Origin of the sequence: Paenibacillus sp. 2KB_20 (assembly GCF_052115765.1) — a bacterium.
Taxonomy (GTDB): domain Bacteria; phylum Bacillota; class Bacilli; order Paenibacillales; family Paenibacillaceae; genus Paenibacillus_AQ.
Map to the genome: position 1 here is coordinate 1051997 of NZ_JBFRHH010000001.1, position 18496 is coordinate 1070492.

Here is an 18496-nt window from a genome sequence, read left to right on the forward strand (position 1 = left end):
TCGGGCATTATTCACTTACGCTCACCGTCCCGAGCACCGCTACCTGACCGGAGCCAATTTCGATATTTTGCTGCTCGGTGTGGCCGTTAATCGTCAAATCCGAGTAGTCGACGATAATCGGAATGTCCAACAGTACGGCGGCAATACGAGTGTATCTTACCAACGGATCTTTCCTATTAAAAGCGATCTGCTGTAAATACGTGCGAACGCCGTCCTCGATCAGCTTCCGGATTTCTTCCATCGTCGAAGGCTGCTCCAGCGTGCGCTGCACTTTTACGGAGATATCAATCGCCACTTCCGCCGCAGGCATCACGGTGATAACCGGACCCGCTGGGGCAACGCCTTCGCCCTGTCCATCCTGGGACGGGTCAATGTACTGCTGAACGGCATCCACGATATCCTGGCTTGCCGCACGCTTGTCCGTATCTATGAGATACAGCCCGACGGTACCGGGCCCTTTCCATAACGGTGCCACTTCCACGCCGCCAACTCCGGCAATTTCACTGGCCCACTGCCTGTACTGCGCCTTATTGCCGCTGGTTCCCTGACTTCTGACCTTTGCGTAAAAACGCTCCAGGAGCGACTGATCACTTTCGGTATCCGTCCCGCTCCGCGTGGGTTCCGGGTTCGTAACCGATGTCACACCGCTGACTGACGTCATCATGAGCTGGATGACGCCTGCGGGAACATTGCCATTACTGCCCGGCGTGACAGCTCGGATCGGCGCCGCACCTGTACCCAAGTCACTCAGCGTAACGCCTGATGTGGTCACATACTCCACGGAGGATTCGCCGGAGCCCTCATCGGCTGGCGTAGCGACATAGGTTCCGGCAGGCACGGTTGTCCCTGGCTTCCCCGTAAACAGAACGCTGCCGGACGAAGCGACCGCTTCCCGCCTAGTAATCCCATGCTCTGCCGTCCTCAGATCGAGTTCAGCGGACCGAATATCTGGACGATCGCTTGCCACCGTGCTTGCAAAGCCTCGACGCAGCAGCTCCTGTGCCCACAAGGCTGCCTCAGACAGCATAAATGCCACCGGCGCCTGCGCATCCCAAATAAAAGAGCCTTCCGACTTGTCGATGTCCGAAGGCACTTTGTTCAACATGCGGTTCATAATGTTCTCTTCCGTCTGATCCAACAAATATAACGGCAAATCTGCCATCAGATCACCACGCTTTCTATAATTTCCGTCTCATCCCGAACGCTCGTAATGCGGCAGCTGAAACGGCAAGCTTCTCCTGCCCATTCAAAAAGGAACTGATCCACGCTCTCCGTCCGCGCGTCTGCCAGCAGCGTCTCGGTCACCATGCGCTGAATTTCGCTCTCTTGCAGAGATCGGTCATAGCCTTTGCCGACCAGTTCCTCCAACTCGCTGCCATAATCGCGCGTATAGATCAAATGACGGTAACGCGGCGTGCGAATCGCTTTTTCGCACCAGATGACCCAGCCCTCCTTCTCGTCCGCAACCGGAATCTTCCGGGTCGGGGACATCACGAACTCGCCAGCTTCAAAATCATACCGCCAGCTCCGTCCAAAAACAGCCCCGTCTCCTTCCAGTACCTCCGGATCGGTCGCATCCGTCCAGATCATGTCATCGCCTTCCGGGAATAAATTAGCCACCACTGCTCACCACCTTGCATACGACCACCACGTCGTTACCGCTGTTGACCCGAACGGCGAGCACGCGGTCTCCCGGTTTCAGGCCTTTTCCCAATTCAAAAAGGGTATCTTCAACCTCGTTCTCTTCGGCATCAAACGTCATGTCCTGCTGCTGCCCCCCCAAAGTCACGGTGCCCTTTGCCGTATAACGGGGCAAGGACAGCATTCCCGGCAGCTCCGCTACCATATAGTCCTGCAGCTCATGCTTGAAATCATCCAGCTTGAGTCCGGTCGAGGTAATCGTGCCGAGCACGGCCCCTACGCCGCCCATGGCTTGACGGGTTTGCTTATTCATTGAGGCGTATAAGGAGGACGCCAATTGTCCATAGGGGTCTTTATTCAAGGTAAAACCTCCTTTTTACATCGTCATAACTCCCCAGCTCCAGCATCATGCTCCCGGGATTCCCCAGCTCCCGGCTGACAGAAATCACGAGCAATTTCATCGAGCCCAGCATGACAGCATCTCCGGCGCGAATCGTATTGATATCGGGTGCATTCAGGGAGATCGTCTCCCGGATCCCTCTCAGTTTGCTTCGGGCCAGCTGGCGGGCAGCCGCAGGCGACTTCACTTCATCATCCTGAATAATAGCCTGGAGTTGGCCATATTTTGCGATATCCTTCTCCTCAATGGCCATGACCTTGGAAGGAACCTCTTTCCCGGTCTCGCTTGCGGCTGTCGCCAGCACCTTGACCTTGGTCGCCGCGCCCTCCAGCGTCCGCGATTGCGTAGTATCCGTGATGGCCTCCAGAATGTACACCTCTTTATTCGTTCCTAACTCATACAGCTCAAGCCCTGAAGAGATCATTCGCGGATGATACAGCTTGCCGCCGGCTTTGGCCGTCTCCCGCAGATCAGCGAACATGCTCGCATAAATCGACTGCGTCCGGTAAACGGAACGCCCCAGTTGCTTCTCGGTATCCGGCAAAACCGCAATTTTCAGGTTCCAGTCCGCTGCGTACTTTTTGAACCGCTGGGTAGCGGTCTGCTTCGCCGGAAACAGATATTCATCCTCCGATTTGTCCAGATATACCGTCCGATCGTACAGCGTGAGGGTCATCCGCTTCACCCCGTTATTCGAGGTTTCTACTTCCCACACGACAGCCGGGTGCAGCAGGGGGACATAATCCTTCTTGCCGTAAGGAATTCCGCTGATCCGGATCGCCATTCCAGGCGAGATTGGCGGTATATCCGGCGTTACGACCAGATTGACGGTTCCCTGATAAGCGACTTGTTCAAGCGAATCCCGTAGACTGATAGCTTCCACCAGGGGGGATAAATCGTATTGATCCTGCAAAATCACCTTATAACTCATGACAGCACCAGCTTCTGGCCAGGCTTGATGGCGTTCGGATCTTTACCGATCATCTTCTGATTCAGCTTGTAGATCTGGTTCCATTTCGAGCTGTCCCCGAGCTCCAGCTTGGCGATTTTGGAAAGCGAATCCCCTGCCTTCACGGTGTACGTCTTGTTCTGTTCCTTCATGTCCGCCCGGGGCTTTTTATTCGTTCCAGATGCCCCGCTGCTGCCAGCCGTTTTGGCTACCTTCATTTCGCTCCATGTCCGGAGCGTGATGTCAAAATACACATCCCCGACCTCCCCGCCACGGAACGTGGACTGATGGGAGGCGATGTACACCGGCACGTTCACCGCCGTCTTGGTAATGACGAATTGCAACGGCGTTTTATATGCCAGAAACTCGTTAAGTTTATTCATCGCGGTTTGCGGTTTAATATGATTCTTCTTCTCACCTTTGCAATAAGCTGCATCATACTCTTGTGGAAAAAATGAAGAGAATGATATCTCTTTAATCCGATTGCCTTGCGGAAAATCAAACTCCCCATAGTTGAGAATCGTAGCCGTTTCCAGGCCTTTTTGGCGTGAAATGGTCACCTCTTCGGGATTGACCGGAAATAGGAACGTCATGCCTTTTCCGTTCTTCAAAAGAAACTCCACCTTGGCCCCCTCCTTTCTGTATGGATGCCTTCGGACCGACTTCATGCCTGCTGTTAACCATCAGCTTCAATAGGCCATCGGAGTCGGCTTCCGGTTCTGCGCCGCTTTGCTGAATTCGGCTCTCAGCCGCTGCCCGATCTGAAGGATTAATCCTTCCACATCGATCGGATGCTCCTCATGCACCGTAACCTGCACCGCTCCTGGAGGTAGATTGTAGTTCACGGATGTCTCCGTTTTGAAGTCCGTCAGCAAGCCGGATATCGAACTCATCTGCTCCGGACTGATCTGAACGATCTGAGGCGACATCGTCTTCCCTGTAAAAGCTTGGTTTTGTGCAGCACTTGCAGGGGGGCCAAAAGTTCCACTGCTTGAAGAATGGCTAGGCGGCACGTATGAGCCGTATGTCGAAATCGATGATCGATCAGGTAAAAGCGGTGTACTGACATAAGTGGGAGCAGCATTTGGAATTATTGGTCCTTGAACAGCGACTGCCGTTGAATTAGAAGGTGGTGTCTTCGGAACATCCTTCGGTTGAGCAGCTTCCTTATCTTTTTTTCCGAAGGAAAACGCGTTGGAGAACCACTTGGATACCTTCTCCTTACCTTCTTTCAACTTGTCACCAATGCCGGTAAAGGCGCCGCCCACCTTCTCACCAATAAAGCTTCCTACGGTGCCGCCGAGCGTTGAACCGATCATCGTACCAGCAACCGGGATCACGGATCCGATGATCCCCCCGATCGTACTTCCTATACCTCCACCAACGGCAGAGCCTATGGCTTGATTACGTTCTTTTCCGGGTTCGGCAGAGGCGATTGCGGTCGCATCGGCTATAAAACTTAACGGGCCGAGTGCACGTTTACCAAGACCCTTCATCAAGCCGGAACCTAGGCCCTTTTTGCCTGCATTTTTTACTGTACTTGCTCCAGGGCTACCGTCAGCTGCCTGTTTTATTGCATCTGACCCTGCAGCGGTCTTGGCAGCACTCGTCATGCCTCCGGAAACGATGCCGCTGCCTCCGCCACCTCCAAACATATTTTTGGCTCCATCCCAGACCAATTTAAGCCCATTCACTGCCCCTTGTCCTAACATGCCAGCAGTTTCTACAAAGTCACCTGATTTTTCGGCTATATTACGAATCCTTCCCCACCTCGATAGAGGCTTACTTACCTGTTTAGCTTCGGGAGAAGCTGTGTTTTGTCGGGGTGGAAGTCCCTTATTTTGGCCATCCTTTTTATCTTTATTAGCTATAACAGTTTTTTTCTCGGCGGGTTTATTTTCAGTGGCTTTAGTTCCAGTGGGTTTTCCAGTGCCTTTAGTTCCAGCGGGCTTATTTTCAGCAGTTTTACTCCCAAAAGCTCCCCGCATGTCTTTGTATTTACCTTTCAACTGAGCTCCGCCTCGCACAGCTCCCCCCCACATGGCTGCTTTGACAAAAAAATTCAGAGCAGTATCCCATCCAGATTTTTCTCCACCACCGCCACCTCCAAAATCAAGCGATCCAAGCGTACTCGTAAGCTGATTCAACGCCCCGGTATTCGTCTCCAGCGCCTGTATTAACGGAGAAAAATCAAGTCCTGCCGCCCGCAAATCCACCTGAACGCTCGCTTCGATTTGCTTCTGCACGCTTACATTCAGATTCGTATCAATCTGCTTCTGCACGTTCAGCTTCACATTTGCCGAGGCCTGGATGACTTGCGACCTCACCCGCTGCATTTTGGCCAACAGGTTGTCCAGACCTTTCGAGGCGCTGTCCTTCAGCACAATTTCAGGCGCCATGCGGGTACGCCCGATTCGCATGACGCGTCCCTGGATCCGCTCAAAATAACGCTCCATCGCCCGCAGCTCGCGGTTGGCCTTGATCACGTTTTTCGGATCGATGACCAGATTCATGCGGTAGTTCATGGCTTCAGCCATTTCATTTCACCTCCTGTTCACTTCAAACTCTGACCGGCCATGCCCTCGATCTCCTCCTGGGAGAAAGCGAGCAGCAACAGGCGCTCGCCTCGCGGGAGCCGCCAAAAATCTCCGGGACGAAGGTGATGCCGGACCCACAGATGATACAGCATCGTCGTCATTCCCCCGGAGCCAATCAGTTTTTTAGGTCAGCAATCTCGACTCCGAAGCCGGACAGCTCCAGCACTTTATCGCCTACGGCATCCAGCTCTCCGGCCAGCAGCATGCGGCGAACCGCCTGCTCTCCGCCCGACAGCTTCAAGCGGCTTGTAATCCGCGGATCGCCCCAGCCGCTAAGCGTCAAACCCTTCACCGACAGACTGCTCGTGGCCTCGGAAATCAGCAATGCATTAAACGTTTCCGTATCCACCTTCTCATCCACCGCACCTTTTACCGTACGGCGAACGGTGCAGCGCTCGCGGATGCTGTCAACCTTGCTCGAAGTCAAACCCTGCAGCACCATCTTCATATCCAAGCGCTTAATGCGAACCGTTTCCTCCGGCAGCTTCTCGGCTGCCTCAAACAGGCTGTCCAAAATTTGCTCTTCGCTCATGTTCTCATGTAAGCTCATGCGTATATCCCCTTTGCTCATTAAATAATAGATTCCATTTCCTATTGCAGCGGGCGATGCTCGCCCGTATGAGGTACACCATCCCGGGCGAACCCCCGCTTTTTGACATACTCAAGCACCGCTTAAGCAGAAACCTCTTAATCCCCCTGAATCGGGTCCAACAGTTCGTACCCCTCAAAGGTAAAAGAAGTTTCCTCCTGCACTTCTTCACCGGCTGTCCAGTTAGCCAGCTGGATTTTGTCCGGCATGCAGCGGATCAGGCGAACACGCTCATGACCGTAGGACTCGGGATCATCCAGCTTGGAGATGATATCGAATTTGGTGAAGCCACGGGCGATCATATCGGAAGTGACCTTGTAACCGCTCATCGTGCCGGTTCCTTTTTTGCTGCCGTTTTTGTGCACCGTCCAGTCATTGCCGACCAGCTTCAGCTCGCGCTTCTCCAATTCCACGCTGGCTTCCAGCTTGTTAATATGCGTCTGCCAAACCCCGTCAATATACGCCTGGCCGTATGTCCCCATAATGACTCTTGAAGCATCCAACATGTTAAGTTCCTCCTCGATTTCTTTAAGTTTTTATAAGAAAAATGTTGATCAGCGTTCTAGTTATTGCACGTAAAATGTACCGAACAGCTGCTCCATCACGTCGGTCAGCTTCACATTCCACTGCAGGAAGACCTGATCCGGCTCCGGCGTGTTCACGGCGGAATCGCCATAGTACGCCGGATCGAGAATGACGTCGTAACCGTCCGGCTCGATGACATTGCTCAGCGACAACGAAGCGAGGTATTCCTTCACGGCGCCGATCAGCGCCAGACGGCCTTCCTCCGTGTTGTTCACCTTGCCGATGTAAGTCTGTTCCGCGGCCAGCTGCAAATCCGCATGAATCGCATCCATTACGCGGATGGAACGGATTTTTTTCCAGGCATTGTTTTGGCCTTCCGCCGGATTCACCAACGTGTTGATGCCGCGCAGCACCTTCACCTGACGTCCGTCATAGAAAAGCACGAACACGCCGTTGCGTACAGCCTGCTCTTGCTCGGAGCGCGTCCAGCGGCGAGTCACATCTTCGAATGGCGTTACCGCATATGTAGCGGACTGGTTCAAACGTTGACCGGCAATAAGCCCGGCCACATAAGCAGCCGTCTGGGCAGAACTATAGTTCACGCCGGACAGGCGAACCCCCGTACCTACATTGATAATCCCTTCATGGTTCAATGCAAGCGACCTGGCTGCCGCCAGTTTGGCTGCATCCTTGGAGGTATCGTCCGCAGCGCTGCCGCCGAATACGGCCATCACGCCGCGTCCTTCTTGACGAAGACGCTTCACCCAGGCCGCAAAGCTCTGCAGCAGAGCCATATCCGCAGCATAATCCAGCGCAAGTACGTTGAATTCCTGGCCTTCGACCGCATCCTGCATCTCGATATAATCTGCATTCGTCAGGCCGCCGTTGCCGCTTTTGCCTCCGGACAGCACAGCTCCGTTCACATCAGCAGGAACACCGGCCGCCTCCAGTGCGGTAGCCGTTACCCAGAGGTTCTCATCGTCTTCATTGATCTGCGCCGCAATCGACGCTGCTGTCCCGTCCAAGCTTGTATAAGTACCAAGCAGCTTGGCGCCTTCATAGAGGCGAAGCTCCCGTGCTGACGGGTCGATCAGCGACGGCTGCACGGTTACGGAGAAGCCGTTGCCTCGACTGCCCGGATATTTCGCCTGCAGCTTCAGCACGTCGGAAGGCGTGGCTTCCGCATTTTGCAGCGTTACGCTAGCCGCTGCCGCCGTGCTATCTGCCAGGCGATAAGCCAGCAGCTTCTTCGGACCGCCAAGCAAAGCCAGATAGAGCGTTTCGTAAGCCGTTGCCCCATCCTGGCTATCCGCAGAATACACCTCGGAAATCGCGAACTCGCTGCCGATCTCCACGAACTCGCGCACCGGGCCCCAATTGGCTTTAACGGGCACGACGACCGTTCCGCGGGATCCGCCCTGAATAGCCGACGCGGCTGCCGCCTTGAAATTCATATACAAACCCGGAAGTACCGGTTTATTTGTGCTTTCCCATGTTCCACCTGCCATGATTAGACCACCTTCGCTTTCATAAATTGTTGGATTCTTTCTTTGACTTCGGTTACCGTGAACAGCTCTCCGTCTGTCCCATACATGGCACCTGCGAGAACTTCCGCCCGAACCTCGAACAGTTCCTTGGCGTGTGTTTCGAGTTCATCTAGCGCATATCGCGGAGCGTTGATACTGCGAGCTTCTGTCTTGATTGTTTTTTTCACAGCCATTGTGACCACCTCACTTTAAAATTGGATGAACGTTAATGCGCCTGATCAAGGCGGCTTCCTCCGGTGAACTCATCTTCCGCTGCGCTAAGGTTAGCTTCAGCTGCCCGTCCAGAATGGGATCGGCCTGCATATCGGAGGAAATCTCCGCAACGGATAAATAGCGGCGATTCTGCGAATCCAGCATCAGTTGGACCTGGGTGCCAAGCTCCTCCACCAGCCTTGCAGCCGTGAGCTGCTCGTCCGCGGAATCAAGAGCGGCAATATGCCCGGTAAAGGTTTTGCGAACCTCGAACATCGAAGCGCCCGCCATCTTGGTCTCGCAGCCCGTCATCCGCCATAGTACGGCGTGATCTTCCCGTCCCGCCGGCCATGCCGTATGATAGATGCGCCAAGGATCACCCAGCACATCTTCTGTCCAGGCTGTCAGCGTATGCAGCCATTCGTCGGGTTGTCCGGTGGAACCGGCCCCGGATGCCTGCGGCATATAGACGCCGAATCGCATGATCCGGATCATTTTGCCTGAAACAGAATCGAACTTGTCGGCTTCCGGCACACCCAAATAATGCAGCTTGAATGCTTTCCCATCAGCTCCGATAACCCGCTTGCGATGAAGTCCCGGGATTAGAAGTTCCACCAAGCGATCCAACTGAAGCAATTCGGAACGATCCGCATACAGCTTCAACCGCACCACCTGCCGGTACCCTGCCCATGAAGATTTCCAGACGTCCTCGCCGAGCGTGATCACAGCATAAAAAGGCTCGCTTACCCCATCCGGCGGATGTACGTCATATATTTGGTCTTCAAGCTCCGGAACGATATCTAGAGCGGCCTGCTTAATCGCCCCTCTCATTCCGCAGATAGCCGAGTGGCTTCCGGTCGTATATAGGTTAGCCAGCTTCTTACGACGGTCACATGCTTGCGCAACACGGCCCCCTCCTTTCTAATTCATATAGGGATCGGAAATGAAGAAATCAAAGCCTAAAGCCGCAGCAAAAAACCGGTCCTTCTTGAGGCCGGCTCACATCTACACTGTGTGTGTTCGGTATGCTCTGTTTAACTTCATTTCCGATAATACAATCTTACACCCCTAAATCGGATGCGCTGACGTCTTATAGGACGGATAATGCGGAACTTTAAGTGGAATGTCGGCGGAAAATAGTACGAACTCATGTTCGTATTTTATAAGTCCTCTTGGTCTCTATCTCAGGCAACATCGCCCTCGACTTGAAACAGAAAAAAAACCGGAGGGCCTCCATTCTGAGGTCCTCCGGTTTTGGCTCGTTTTGATTATTCACGCTCGGCGCTTATCAGCTCATTTTGCTCTTTGCGACTTTCTCCAATTCCTGCAGCTTCAGCAGCCCCCTGTCAGCTAAAGCCAGTGCCAGTTTATAGAAGGCTCGGGTGCGGATCTTGGTATACGTATCCTTGCTGACCGGCGGTTCGAGGATATGGTTGTACACCTTGTAATCAAATACGTCGTCTTGTTTCATATACCGTTCCCGAATGAGAGTTTGTTCCCGGTCGCCAAGCCGTTCCACGATCGACTCGATGATCTCGCAATACTGCTTCCTGGCCGCAGGCATATCTACATTATATATGGCAACCGCTGCCGTTTGATCCGAGGTAACGTTGGTCGGTCCGTGAAATCGTTCCGTGTAGGATGCGGTCACGCTCGTCTCCCTGACTTCAAATGTAATGGTTTTATAGATACGATATTTCTCGAATATCGCTTCAACAGCATTTTGGGTCTTTCTGCGATCCAATTCCGGTAAAAATGGATTCATTAGGAAACACTCCCCTTTGGATTGTCATTGTCGAGGTTTAATTTGCCATTTGGCAGAAGGTTGTCTCATTTCAAGTGTTCGTATCTTGTTCGTATTTTTTCATTAATATACCACTATTTGGAGACCGGCGTAAACCTTCAAATAGGCGAACTATTCATGGGAATATGGATCATACCTTTCATATTCTTGCCTTTTGGCAATAATTCTTTCTTTTATTTTACCTGTTGGCAAAGGAGAGGGATATGTTTATACTATATGTAGATGTTTTAGATGGACTATGGTGAGGAGTGGCCGGAACGTGGATCACATATTTGGATCATACTTGAAAGAGATGAGGGAGAATAAAGGCTGGAGCATCAATCAGCTGGCCCAGGCCGCCGACATCAGCGGATCACAAATCTCCCGGATCGAGAATGGGCTGCGGGGCATACCCAAGCCGCAAACGCTTCGCAAAATGGCGGAGGCACTCGAGGTTCCCTATGAAGAGCTGATGAATAAAGCAGGTTATCTGCAGCAGGATGCTGCCAAGCATGAAGACATCTCGGCTCCCGCTTGGGCAACCTCCAGGGATAAACGGGATTTCAAGAAAATGCTTGAGGATGACGGTGAGCTCATGTTTGACGGCGTCCCTCTGAACGAGGAAGACAAGCAGCGCATCAAGGATGTCTTGACCGGACTGTTCTGGGAAGCCAAGCAGATGAACAAACGCAAGAAATAATTCTATATGATAAGGAGCTACATACCGATTACAACGATTCAACCAAAACCAATATTGCAGGTGAACCGGCATGGATGATCATTTACAACCCTTAATCCGTCAGCTGATCAAAAAACATCATACCAACTGCCCTTTTGAAATTGCGACTTCCTTGGGCATACATATTAGATTTGCAGATTTAGGCCAAACGACCAAAGGGCTGTATTTCCGTAAGCTAAGGCGGAGATTCATCGTCATCCACAATCAGCTGCCACCGCCATGGCAGCGTTTCGTATGCGCGCATGAGCTCGGGCATGACCGTCTCCATAAGGGAATCAGCCGCTTTTTTCTGGAGGAGCATTCCTATTTCAGTCCGGGCAAACTGGAGCGGCAAGCGAACCGCTTTGCCATTGCCCTATTGACGGCGGGTCTGGCTCCCGGACCGGGTGAGTCCTTACACGAGTTCTATCTACGAGCTGGCATTCCACAAGAAATGCTATATTTTTTTAGATTTTAAACGAACATATATTCTTGATTTGTAGTAAAGGCTTCCAGATGGCTAGCTCCCACCTACGAGCAAAAAAACAACCCGCTCTTGACATGACGTCAAAAGCGGGTTTCTATGCAATCCTCTTTTAGAGAAGAGTTCATCCAAGAGGTTAGCAGCAGGGGCAGACGGCTGTTCTATTGTTAGGTCCACTATCCTCCGTTCAAAGCGGTTCAAAGATGGCTACCTGTCGTTTGCCCACCTTCACATGCTGAATCCGTTGAAACCGGTCATGCTTTAATTTTTGCCCTTTATCGGATATGACCGCAACCACGGAACGGGCAGGGTCCAGGATGGAATGAATGCCGTTAAAGAAATCCTCCACCGGCTCATTGCTTTCGCCATCCCAGCTAACCAGGTCACCATAAGGGAGATCGGTCATGACGATATGGATTCCCTCGCAGGATGCCAGACTCTCCTCCGATTGAGTTATATCAGCTTGAAAACAAACCGTCTCTTCCACACAGGACGACCTAAGCAGCTCCTTCAATCGGCCAGCGCTTTGCAGTGCATCCTGGTGGGACGGCTTATGATACAACGCCAACAATTCTTTCAATTGTTCCGTGCGTTGTTCCAGCCCCTCTTCACGGAGCAGCGACAGGTTCTTCCGGGCTATTCCAAGCACCTCCGCGTTAATGTCGGAGCCGATCACGCGATGAATGCGCTGCCCGTGCAGCAGCCCAACCACCGTTAACAGATACGCGCCGCCGCAGCAGGGATCGAACAAGGTATACGGCCCGTGTACCCCTTTTTTCTCCAATAGTTGAAAGCACCGCTGGGCAATCTCACTGGCTAGTCTGACAGGAAACGAAGTCGTTCCCTGCGCATTATACAGAACCCGGCCGCTGGCGAAATCCTCATAGCTGCGCTGGGCTGATTCATAGATATATTCCATTCGAACGATTCCTTCCATCCGGCTAACGCCTGAGTAATATCAAATAATCCAAATACAGATTAACATCCCTAGGCCATATATCAAAATCCGCATGGTATATCTGCCCTGCTGCCCGCTTTTACTTATCCAGATGGGACATATAATCAAACGCCGTCGTGCCGTACACATTCTTGAAATGTCGATTCAAATGGGCAAGATCCGTGAAGCCGCACTGGGTAACGGCCTGATATACATCCCGGCTGTCCTCGATCAACTGTTTGGCGTGCTCCACTTTGCAATTCAGATAATACTGATACGGAGACAGACCCGTATTCGCTTTAAAGGTACGGATGAACTGATACTTCGACATCCCGAACTCCCCGCTTAATTCGTCCAAACGGAGAACATGCTCCAGATGATCCTGCATCATATTTTTCGCCTTCCGCGTAAACATACTGTCCTTCCGGCTATCAGGATTCAGAATATCCTCATTAAAATGCCCCGCCAAACCCAGAAGCAGCTCGCTGCTTCTAGCCTCCGGCTCACCGGTGAAGATGGACCTCGTCACATCCAGGATGCTCTTCCGCAGCCCGGCATGATAGACAATCGGGGATTGGAACCGGACGATATCCTTTTTCTGAATCAATTCCAGGAATAGCTCTGGATGAATGTATATCATCACATAATCGATGCCCGTTCGTTCCTGGGACCAGCCATCATGTTTCTGCTCTGGATGGAACAGCATAACCCCGCTTTGGTAAGAAGCCTGCTGACTGCCGTCCAGCGAGTACTTCTGAATGCCGCGCAGCGTGACGCCGAGGGCATACTCCTCGTGATAATGCTTTTTATATTTAAAATCCGTCAGGCTCGCGGACAGCGCCGTAATGCCCACCGCTTTTTTATAAATAAACTGCTCCATCTTCCATCACCCCTTTATGAGCTCCGGTATGCCGGATACGACGATTGCCGAGTACAGCAGAAACAAAGCCAGGATTGTGTTGGTCGTTCTCCGATATTTTTGCATAATTCCTTGAAAAAGGCTACCACACACGGCCCAGGTCATATACGCGGATAGCCCGATAAACGATACCGCGACAACAAACACCGAGATGACAGGGCCTGCCGTATAATACGGCATGACGTAGCTGGGAATGACCGTCAGCGTGAACAATACCACCTTCGGATTGAGAAACTGCATCAGAAAGCCGGACGTGAAAGACGCCGTTTGATTATTGCCGGACCGGGATACGTCCATGGTATATACTTGATACGTGAGATACAGCATGAACAGACAGCCGACGATCCGCAGGATCGGCAGTATGATCGGCATGCTGGTAGACAGCAGCTGGCCTAATACGACCGAAGCGGCGATTAATAAGAAAAAAGCGATGGAGGCCCCGGCGATGTAGCGCAAGGTCTTCTTCATGCCGGAATTTTGGACTGAAGACAATATGACGATATTGGATGGCCCCGGCGAGAATGCCACGATAAAACAGTAAATAAAAAACGAAGATAGGTTCATGATGATAGCTCCTAACAAAGGAATTTCCTTTGCCATTATAGAGCCGGAAGCGAAGCGGGGCATAGTACATTATTGCAGCGGAACAAGAGCCGAAACGAGCACGACTCTTCCGCAGATTCCGGTTCATTCTATCGCCCTTAGTGACCGGACTGGTGAGTCTTTGGTTGTTCCTGCGCATGTGCGCTGCCGGATAGATTCAGCAGAACGACCCCCGCGATGATCAGCAGGATCGAGAATACTGTCTTTCTTTCATATCCGATATATCAAATGATCCCGGCGTGTTTTCGATCGATTCGTCTCGTCATCCAATATTGAAATAACGTTGTTATAAGAATTACTGATTGGTATTTTGATTCTCAGTTGGGTAAACAAAAGAGCTCCGATCCAGTGCTCCAATAATTTTAATTCTCTGGGCGCTGCCCAGTAGTTTGGCCTGCTCCACGGAAATCTCGACGGATTGTGATTGTTCGTTTTTCATTCATATATCTCACCGATCTAATTTGTAGTTCATTCTATATAATTTATTTATTCTAATTTTATAGATCGATTTAAAACCATAATAATCCACACTTTTCCATTTGTAAACATGCAAAATAAAAAAGCACAACCTCAAAATCCATAAGGCTGTACCTTTATGTTCCAACACGGCTTTATTAAAAGTATCTGGGGCCATGATCATTCTTTGTTAATATTACACGCATCATCCAACCCGGAAGCCTTTTGAAAGTTCGCTGCGCGAATCATGCGGCTTATGCAGCAGTTCATCGGCGCGCACGCATTCATACCCCTTAATATGGACCGTGTCAATCACTTCCTCAAGGCTTGCGATCATTCGGCTCGGCGCATCAGGCTCCGCTCCCCAAGTATCTCCGCTGTCATGCAGCAGAATAATCGAGCCTGGCTCAAGCTGATCCAAGATCCGTTCTTTGAGCGGTTTGTTCTTGCTCCCCTTGCCCCAATCCCATCCCATGATCGACCACAGCACGATCCGGTATTTTCGCAAAGCAAATAAATCGCCTAAATTCAAAATTCCCCATGGAGGACGGTAAAATGCCGGGCGCTCGCCCGTGATTCGTTCGATGATATCGGCAGACTTGTGTACATGCTTGTTCCGTATATGGCGCGGACTCATTAGCCAATTGGGAAGATGGGAATAGTTGTGAATCCCGATTTGATGCCCTTCCATGTGGATGCGTTTCATAAGCTCCGGGTATCGCTCCGCTTTGCTGCCCAGTACAAAAAAGGTCGCCTTGATCCTTTTTTTCTTGAGAAGATCCAGCAGTTTAGGGGTATGCAGCGGGTCAGGGCCATCATCAAAGGTAAAAGCGATCTGCCGTCCACGCCGGCCGCGCAGGGTTACCCCAAATCCCCAGATCCGTGTGATCACATATGGAATGATCATATAGATAAAGACAAACATCAGCAGCAGATTCAGCATCACCATACTCATGCTGTTTCCTTAGAATAACGCAAAAGCAATGATTTTCTGGTCAGCATCAGCATTTTGGGCACAAGCTTGGGAGCATTTTTCTTCATGCGTTCCCGGCCCACCGGATGCAGCACCTTGAGTAAAAGCCGCAAATAATAAGTAGAGAACACGCGAAACCCCTTGGATTCCAGCGGATGCAGCTCAAAACCGAGCCCGTGAATAATACCGCGGTGCAGCAGCGTTATTCCAGTCAAAGCTTTGACCTGCGCAAGCTCGGGTTCCGTCTCCATCGCCTCGCTAATTTGCTTGATCGATCTCCGCAGCATTCTTGCGGTCAAAAGCGCGGCCCGGTCAGCCCCCAGCTCTCTGGAAAGCTCCAATACCTGCCGGTTGTCCAAATGGAGTTCACCGACCCAATCCCCCGAGTAAATCCACTCTCCGTCCTGGCACTTCAGGTTTTTTCCATGATGCCGGCGGATGACCAGCTTGCAAATCCCGTATCTTTTTATTCCGGCGCTGCGCAGTTTCGTGATTTGATCAAAAACCGCTTCCCAAGCCATCCATACCGACTGAGCGCTTGCCTTCGTAATGGTAGCTAACATGTTCATTATTGGTCACATCTTTCTTTTCCATTTTTGAATCGGTCTTCTGCAGTTAGACCTCGCCTTTATTCCCTGCAGGAAAGGCATTTGTTTAGTTAGACGGCGGATAACCGGAAACCCATGCCATTATTTTAAAAAATGATTCTATCTTTTCCCTTTCTTGTTTCTTAATGTTTTCTTAAGTCTTAATACTGGGGATATGCGCACTTTGTACGGCGGAATAGATGGTACCGATAATCCGGGCTGGAATTACCAAAAACAAGAGACATCGAGTGATCGAAAAGAGTAATGTTACTCCTATCAGCGCGTGTTTGATCTTTACCTAATGATAGTCCAGCGGTCCGTTTTACGTGGTGGCAGTACCAGTGCTCCGATTTAGTGATTGCCCCTCCTACCTCTCTACAAAAAAAGAGGTTATTGGAATATTGATGCAAAAGTGCACTTTTCCCCGGACTAAATCGCGCTCTTTTAGGAAAAACCTGCGAAAGTGCAAGCTTTTTCGACCCTATGAGCTCCAAACAAATTGATGATTTCGTCACGATCGAGCTCGTTGACAAAATAAATCAACTCGAATTAATTTATTAACATAAGTTAACGAATAGAGCATATCTTTTATGAACATCCGCGATATCCCCTTGGGGGAATTAAAAAAAGCCAAAACCAAAATCGCCCTCTATGAAGCCGGTATTTCATTCACTCATGACCGCATGTTTAAAGATGTGCTACTCGATGACATTATCGCTTTTTTATCCGAGATGGATATGCACTGCAAAATTGCCGGAGCTAAGCCGGGCCGAATTCCCCGGAGATGAACACCAAATTCATGTAGGTATCTCCGTAAAAAAGCACCCTTCTTTCAGGCGAAGCTGCCGTTAAGAAGAGTGCTTTTTTAGTTAAGCTACGTCCGTCTTATCTACGTTACGGAACGAGAGATAAGCAATCAGGAGACCGATAACTCCCAAGATCAACGGTATCGTTATATTTGTGCTAAGCGAAAAGCCCTGGCTGTTGTTGCTGACTAAGACCACGATAATGATCGAGGACACGATCGTTGTCGGTACGGATTTTTTTCGCATCCCGAAGAATAAAGGAATGAGGCTGAGGCACGCTGCTGACAGTGTTTGGATCAACAATTGGATCCCCGTATGCAGTAGTACGCCGGCCTCCAATTTTCCCGGAATATACTGAAAATGGCTGTTCAGAGCCAGAATGGATATACAGGTGATCAAAGTCGAGATGAGCATCGCTCCAAACGTAAGAGCCAGAGCCAGCAGCATTTTCGCAATGATCAGTTTTTTACGCTCGACCGGGTACGTAAACAATAAGCTGATCGTTTTATTTTTGTATTCCTCAATAATAAATCTGCTTAGCAAGACTGAAGCAAACACGATAAATACCGCACGGCAAAGTAGCCCCGCTATCGATAACGCATCGGCGAAACTCCCGAATGCAGGATCTCTGCTCCCCTCCGTGTAGGCTATAAGAAACATGAAACCGGCGCATAGGATCGTTGCAATAACCGCCCCTCTAAAAAACCAGGCTAACTTCTGCTTTTTCATCTCCATCCGGATCAGCTTAAGCAAACTGCTCACCTCCGCTAATCTGATGCATAAAATACTCCTCGAGCGAAGTATGCTTATGGTTTATCGATTCAATCGCCACATCATTCAGTACCAGCGCCTTGGTCAATTCCTGCTGCGTAAATTTGGACTCGTAAATGCGTATGACTGAATCACCGACGATTTTGAAATTGCTGACTTTCAGCTGATTTTCCAGTACAAATACAGCTTGTTTGCATTGTGGGGTCACAATTTCGATATAATCTGTGTTTTCGCTGCGCATCTCATCCATAGACACTTCGCGGATAAATTTGCCGCCCTGAAGAATGCCGATCGTATCTGCAACCTGTTCGATCTCGCTCAGCAAATGGCTGGAAACCAGCAGCGTCATCCGGTATTCCTTGCTCAGCATACGAAGCAGATCACGGAACTCCCTGATTCCGACCGGATCGAGTCCGTTGATCGGTTCATCCAGAATGAGCAGCTCCGGTTTGGTTATAATCGCGCGGGCCATGCCCAGACGCTGCTTCATGCCAAGCGAAAATTCGGATACCGATTTGCCTTGGATCGAAGTCAGATTGACCATCTCAAGCGCTTCGTTAATTGCATATTTGTTATAATAACCCATATATTCCGCATGCATCTCCAGATTTTCAATCGCCGTCATTTTATCGTAAAAAATCGGATACTCGATAATGCTGCCTATGCGTTTAAACATTTCAACCGATGAAGGCGTAAGCTTCTCTCCAAATATTTCAATTTCGCCGCTGGTTGGTTTGACCAGATTCAGCATCATTTTCATTAGCGTTGTTTTACCGGCTCCGTTTGGACCGAGCAGTCCGTAAATCTGCCCCTGCTTGATATTCATACTGACGTCAGAGACAACATCTTTGCCTTTATAGGTTTTGCTGACATGGCGGGTACTGATGACATAACTCATTTATATTTGCCCCTCTCACTTATCTCTTGATCATAGTATAACCGCCAACATTTTCATATTTCTTGCGCAATTCTTACGAATCTCTTAAGTGTGCGAGGTGGCCGCTCCGGTTTTTGTCTAG

Annotated in this window: 23 protein-coding genes; 3 read left to right on the top strand and 20 right to left on the bottom strand. The window is 50.6% G+C overall.

What is annotated here, in order from left to right; translation table 11 throughout:
- Window positions 1-7: 7 nt before the first annotated feature.
- The 12 genes from AB4124_RS04935 to AB4124_RS04990 all read right to left on the bottom strand — a co-directional run bounded on the left by AB4124_RS04935 (window position 8) and on the right by AB4124_RS04990 (window position 10205).
- A complete protein-coding gene (locus AB4124_RS04935) occupies window positions 8-1162 on the bottom strand; it encodes a baseplate J/gp47 family protein (protein ID WP_441971472.1) in 1155 nt (384 codons plus the stop codon).
- A complete protein-coding gene (locus tag AB4124_RS04940; RefSeq protein WP_441971474.1) occupies window positions 1162-1620 on the bottom strand; it encodes a DUF2634 domain-containing protein in 459 nt (152 codons plus the stop codon). Before AB4124_RS04940 ends, AB4124_RS04935 begins: the two co-directional genes overlap by 1 nt.
- The gene (locus AB4124_RS04945; protein ID WP_194544499.1) at window positions 1613-2002 is read right to left on the bottom strand and encodes a hypothetical protein; all 390 of its coding nucleotides are present in this window, start codon (window positions 2000-2002) and stop codon (window positions 1613-1615) included. The genes AB4124_RS04940 and AB4124_RS04945 overlap by 8 nt, the downstream gene beginning before the upstream one ends.
- The gene (locus AB4124_RS04950) at window positions 1995-2972 is read right to left on the bottom strand and encodes an XkdQ/YqbQ family protein (protein ID WP_441971476.1); all 978 of its coding nucleotides are present in this window, start codon (window positions 2970-2972) and stop codon (window positions 1995-1997) included. The genes AB4124_RS04945 and AB4124_RS04950 overlap by 8 nt, the downstream gene beginning before the upstream one ends.
- Complete coding sequence (locus AB4124_RS04955) at window positions 2969-3613, bottom strand: LysM peptidoglycan-binding domain-containing protein (protein ID WP_441971478.1); 645 nt, start codon at window positions 3611-3613, stop codon at window positions 2969-2971. Before AB4124_RS04955 ends, AB4124_RS04950 begins: the two co-directional genes overlap by 4 nt.
- Window positions 3614-3679: 66 nt before the next feature.
- Window positions 3680-5527, bottom strand: coding sequence for a hypothetical protein (locus tag AB4124_RS04960; protein WP_441971480.1), 1848 nt, complete (start codon window positions 5525-5527; stop codon window positions 3680-3682).
- A gap of 175 nt (window positions 5528-5702) precedes the next feature.
- On the bottom strand, window positions 5703-6137 hold the full coding sequence (locus AB4124_RS04965; protein WP_076324773.1) for a phage tail assembly chaperone: 435 nt from the start codon (window positions 6135-6137) through the stop codon (window positions 5703-5705).
- A 137-nt stretch (window positions 6138-6274) separates the two neighbouring features.
- Window positions 6275-6682: a phage tail tube protein gene (locus AB4124_RS04970; RefSeq protein WP_098748814.1), complete on the bottom strand. Its 408-nt coding sequence runs from the start codon at window positions 6680-6682 to the stop codon at window positions 6275-6277.
- Between the two features lie 60 nt (window positions 6683-6742).
- The gene (locus AB4124_RS04975) at window positions 6743-8209 is read right to left on the bottom strand and encodes a phage tail sheath family protein (protein WP_441971483.1); all 1467 of its coding nucleotides are present in this window, start codon (window positions 8207-8209) and stop codon (window positions 6743-6745) included.
- A 2-nt stretch (window positions 8210-8211) separates the two neighbouring features.
- Entirely contained in the window at window positions 8212-8421 is a 210-nt protein-coding gene (locus tag AB4124_RS04980) for a hypothetical protein (protein WP_076324776.1), read from the bottom strand.
- 10 nt (window positions 8422-8431) lie between these two features.
- The gene (locus AB4124_RS04985; RefSeq protein WP_441971485.1) at window positions 8432-9271 is read right to left on the bottom strand and encodes a hypothetical protein; all 840 of its coding nucleotides are present in this window, start codon (window positions 9269-9271) and stop codon (window positions 8432-8434) included.
- Between the two features lie 457 nt (window positions 9272-9728).
- Complete coding sequence (locus tag AB4124_RS04990; RefSeq protein ID WP_379407268.1) at window positions 9729-10205, bottom strand: ArpU family phage packaging/lysis transcriptional regulator; 477 nt, start codon at window positions 10203-10205, stop codon at window positions 9729-9731.
- 298 nt (window positions 10206-10503) lie between these two features.
- On the opposite strand from AB4124_RS04990, the gene AB4124_RS04995 reads away from it, so the two are divergent.
- Together AB4124_RS04995 and AB4124_RS05000 are read left to right on the top strand one after the other, a co-directional pair.
- Complete coding sequence (locus AB4124_RS04995; protein WP_430111926.1) at window positions 10504-10923, top strand: helix-turn-helix domain-containing protein; 420 nt, start codon at window positions 10504-10506, stop codon at window positions 10921-10923.
- Between the two features lie 70 nt (window positions 10924-10993).
- Window positions 10994-11419 (top strand): ImmA/IrrE family metallo-endopeptidase, encoded by a 426-nt coding sequence (locus AB4124_RS05000; protein WP_076324780.1) that lies wholly within the window; start codon window positions 10994-10996, stop codon window positions 11417-11419.
- A gap of 193 nt (window positions 11420-11612) precedes the next feature.
- Here AB4124_RS05000 and AB4124_RS05005 read toward each other — a convergent pair whose 3' ends face one another.
- From AB4124_RS05005 to AB4124_RS05030, 6 genes are all read right to left on the bottom strand, one after another.
- Complete coding sequence (locus AB4124_RS05005; protein ID WP_441971487.1) at window positions 11613-12362, bottom strand: hypothetical protein; 750 nt, start codon at window positions 12360-12362, stop codon at window positions 11613-11615.
- A gap of 100 nt (window positions 12363-12462) precedes the next feature.
- Complete coding sequence (locus AB4124_RS05010) at window positions 12463-13242, bottom strand: helix-turn-helix domain-containing protein (RefSeq protein WP_441971489.1); 780 nt, start codon at window positions 13240-13242, stop codon at window positions 12463-12465.
- 6 nt (window positions 13243-13248) lie between these two features.
- Window positions 13249-13845 (bottom strand): LysE family translocator, encoded by a 597-nt coding sequence (locus AB4124_RS05015; RefSeq protein ID WP_441971491.1) that lies wholly within the window; start codon window positions 13843-13845, stop codon window positions 13249-13251.
- Window positions 13846-14179: 334 nt separating this feature from the next.
- A complete protein-coding gene (locus tag AB4124_RS05020) occupies window positions 14180-14323 on the bottom strand; it encodes a hypothetical protein (protein WP_430111932.1) in 144 nt (47 codons plus the stop codon).
- 222 nt (window positions 14324-14545) lie between these two features.
- A complete protein-coding gene (locus tag AB4124_RS05025) occupies window positions 14546-15295 on the bottom strand; it encodes a polysaccharide deacetylase family protein (protein WP_076324784.1) in 750 nt (249 codons plus the stop codon).
- Window positions 15292-15882 carry a YkoP family protein gene (locus AB4124_RS05030; RefSeq protein WP_213643276.1) on the bottom strand — a complete coding sequence of 197 codons (591 nt, stop codon included), beginning with the start codon at window positions 15880-15882 and terminating at the stop codon, window positions 15292-15294. Before AB4124_RS05030 ends, AB4124_RS05025 begins: the two co-directional genes overlap by 4 nt.
- Window positions 15883-16490: 608 nt before the next feature.
- Between AB4124_RS05030 and AB4124_RS05035 the strand changes: the two genes are divergently transcribed.
- Window positions 16491-16688, top strand: coding sequence for a hypothetical protein (locus AB4124_RS05035; RefSeq protein ID WP_076324785.1), 198 nt, complete (start codon window positions 16491-16493; stop codon window positions 16686-16688).
- 81 nt (window positions 16689-16769) lie between these two features.
- Here the strand turns inward: AB4124_RS05035 and AB4124_RS05040 are convergent, their stop codons facing one another.
- Together AB4124_RS05040 and AB4124_RS05045 are read right to left on the bottom strand one after the other, a co-directional pair.
- Window positions 16770-17459 (bottom strand): ABC transporter permease, encoded by a 690-nt coding sequence (locus AB4124_RS05040; protein WP_441971494.1) that lies wholly within the window; start codon window positions 17457-17459, stop codon window positions 16770-16772.
- Entirely contained in the window at window positions 17452-18375 is a 924-nt protein-coding gene (locus AB4124_RS05045) for an ABC transporter ATP-binding protein (RefSeq protein WP_441971496.1), read from the bottom strand. The genes AB4124_RS05040 and AB4124_RS05045 overlap by 8 nt, the downstream gene beginning before the upstream one ends.
- Between the last annotated feature and the right edge of the window lie 121 nt (window positions 18376-18496).

Excerpts from the sequence above, each read along its gene's own strand:
- AB4124_RS04935 (WP_441971472.1), bottom strand. The coding sequence starts at position 1,162 with ATGGCAGATTTGCCGTTATATTTGTTGGATCAGACGGAAGAGAACATT.
- AB4124_RS04950 (WP_441971476.1), bottom strand. The coding sequence starts at position 2,972 with ATGAGTTATAAGGTGATTTTGCAGGATCAATACGATTTATCCCCCCTG.
- AB4124_RS04960 (WP_441971480.1), bottom strand. The coding sequence starts at position 5,527 with ATGGCTGAAGCCATGAACTACCGCATGAATCTGGTCATCGATCCGAAA.
- AB4124_RS04965 (WP_076324773.1), bottom strand. The coding sequence starts at position 6,137 with ATGAGCTTACATGAGAACATGAGCGAAGAGCAAATTTTGGACAGCCTG.
- AB4124_RS04970 (WP_098748814.1), bottom strand. The coding sequence starts at position 6,682 with ATGTTGGATGCTTCAAGAGTCATTATGGGGACATACGGCCAGGCGTAT.
- AB4124_RS04975 (WP_441971483.1), bottom strand. The coding sequence starts at position 8,209 with ATGGCAGGTGGAACATGGGAAAGCACAAATAAACCGGTACTTCCGGGT.
- AB4124_RS04980 (WP_076324776.1), bottom strand. The coding sequence starts at position 8,421 with ATGGCTGTGAAAAAAACAATCAAGACAGAAGCTCGCAGTATCAACGCT.
- AB4124_RS04985 (WP_441971485.1), bottom strand. The coding sequence starts at position 9,271 with ATGAGAGGGGCGATTAAGCAGGCCGCTCTAGATATCGTTCCGGAGCTT.
- AB4124_RS04990 (WP_379407268.1), bottom strand. The coding sequence starts at position 10,205 with ATGAATCCATTTTTACCGGAATTGGATCGCAGAAAGACCCAAAATGCT.
- AB4124_RS05000 (WP_076324780.1), top strand. The coding sequence starts at position 10,994 with ATGGATGATCATTTACAACCCTTAATCCGTCAGCTGATCAAAAAACAT.
- AB4124_RS05005 (WP_441971487.1), bottom strand. The coding sequence starts at position 12,362 with ATGGAAGGAATCGTTCGAATGGAATATATCTATGAATCAGCCCAGCGC.
- AB4124_RS05010 (WP_441971489.1), bottom strand. The coding sequence starts at position 13,242 with ATGGAGCAGTTTATTTATAAAAAAGCGGTGGGCATTACGGCGCTGTCC.
- AB4124_RS05015 (WP_441971491.1), bottom strand. The coding sequence starts at position 13,845 with ATGAACCTATCTTCGTTTTTTATTTACTGTTTTATCGTGGCATTCTCG.
- AB4124_RS05020 (WP_430111932.1), bottom strand. The coding sequence starts at position 14,323 with ATGAAAAACGAACAATCACAATCCGTCGAGATTTCCGTGGAGCAGGCC.
- AB4124_RS05025 (WP_076324784.1), bottom strand. The coding sequence starts at position 15,295 with ATGAGTATGGTGATGCTGAATCTGCTGCTGATGTTTGTCTTTATCTAT.
- AB4124_RS05030 (WP_213643276.1), bottom strand. The coding sequence starts at position 15,882 with ATGAACATGTTAGCTACCATTACGAAGGCAAGCGCTCAGTCGGTATGG.
- AB4124_RS05035 (WP_076324785.1), top strand. The coding sequence starts at position 16,491 with ATGAACATCCGCGATATCCCCTTGGGGGAATTAAAAAAAGCCAAAACC.
- AB4124_RS05045 (WP_441971496.1), bottom strand. The coding sequence starts at position 18,375 with ATGAGTTATGTCATCAGTACCCGCCATGTCAGCAAAACCTATAAAGGC.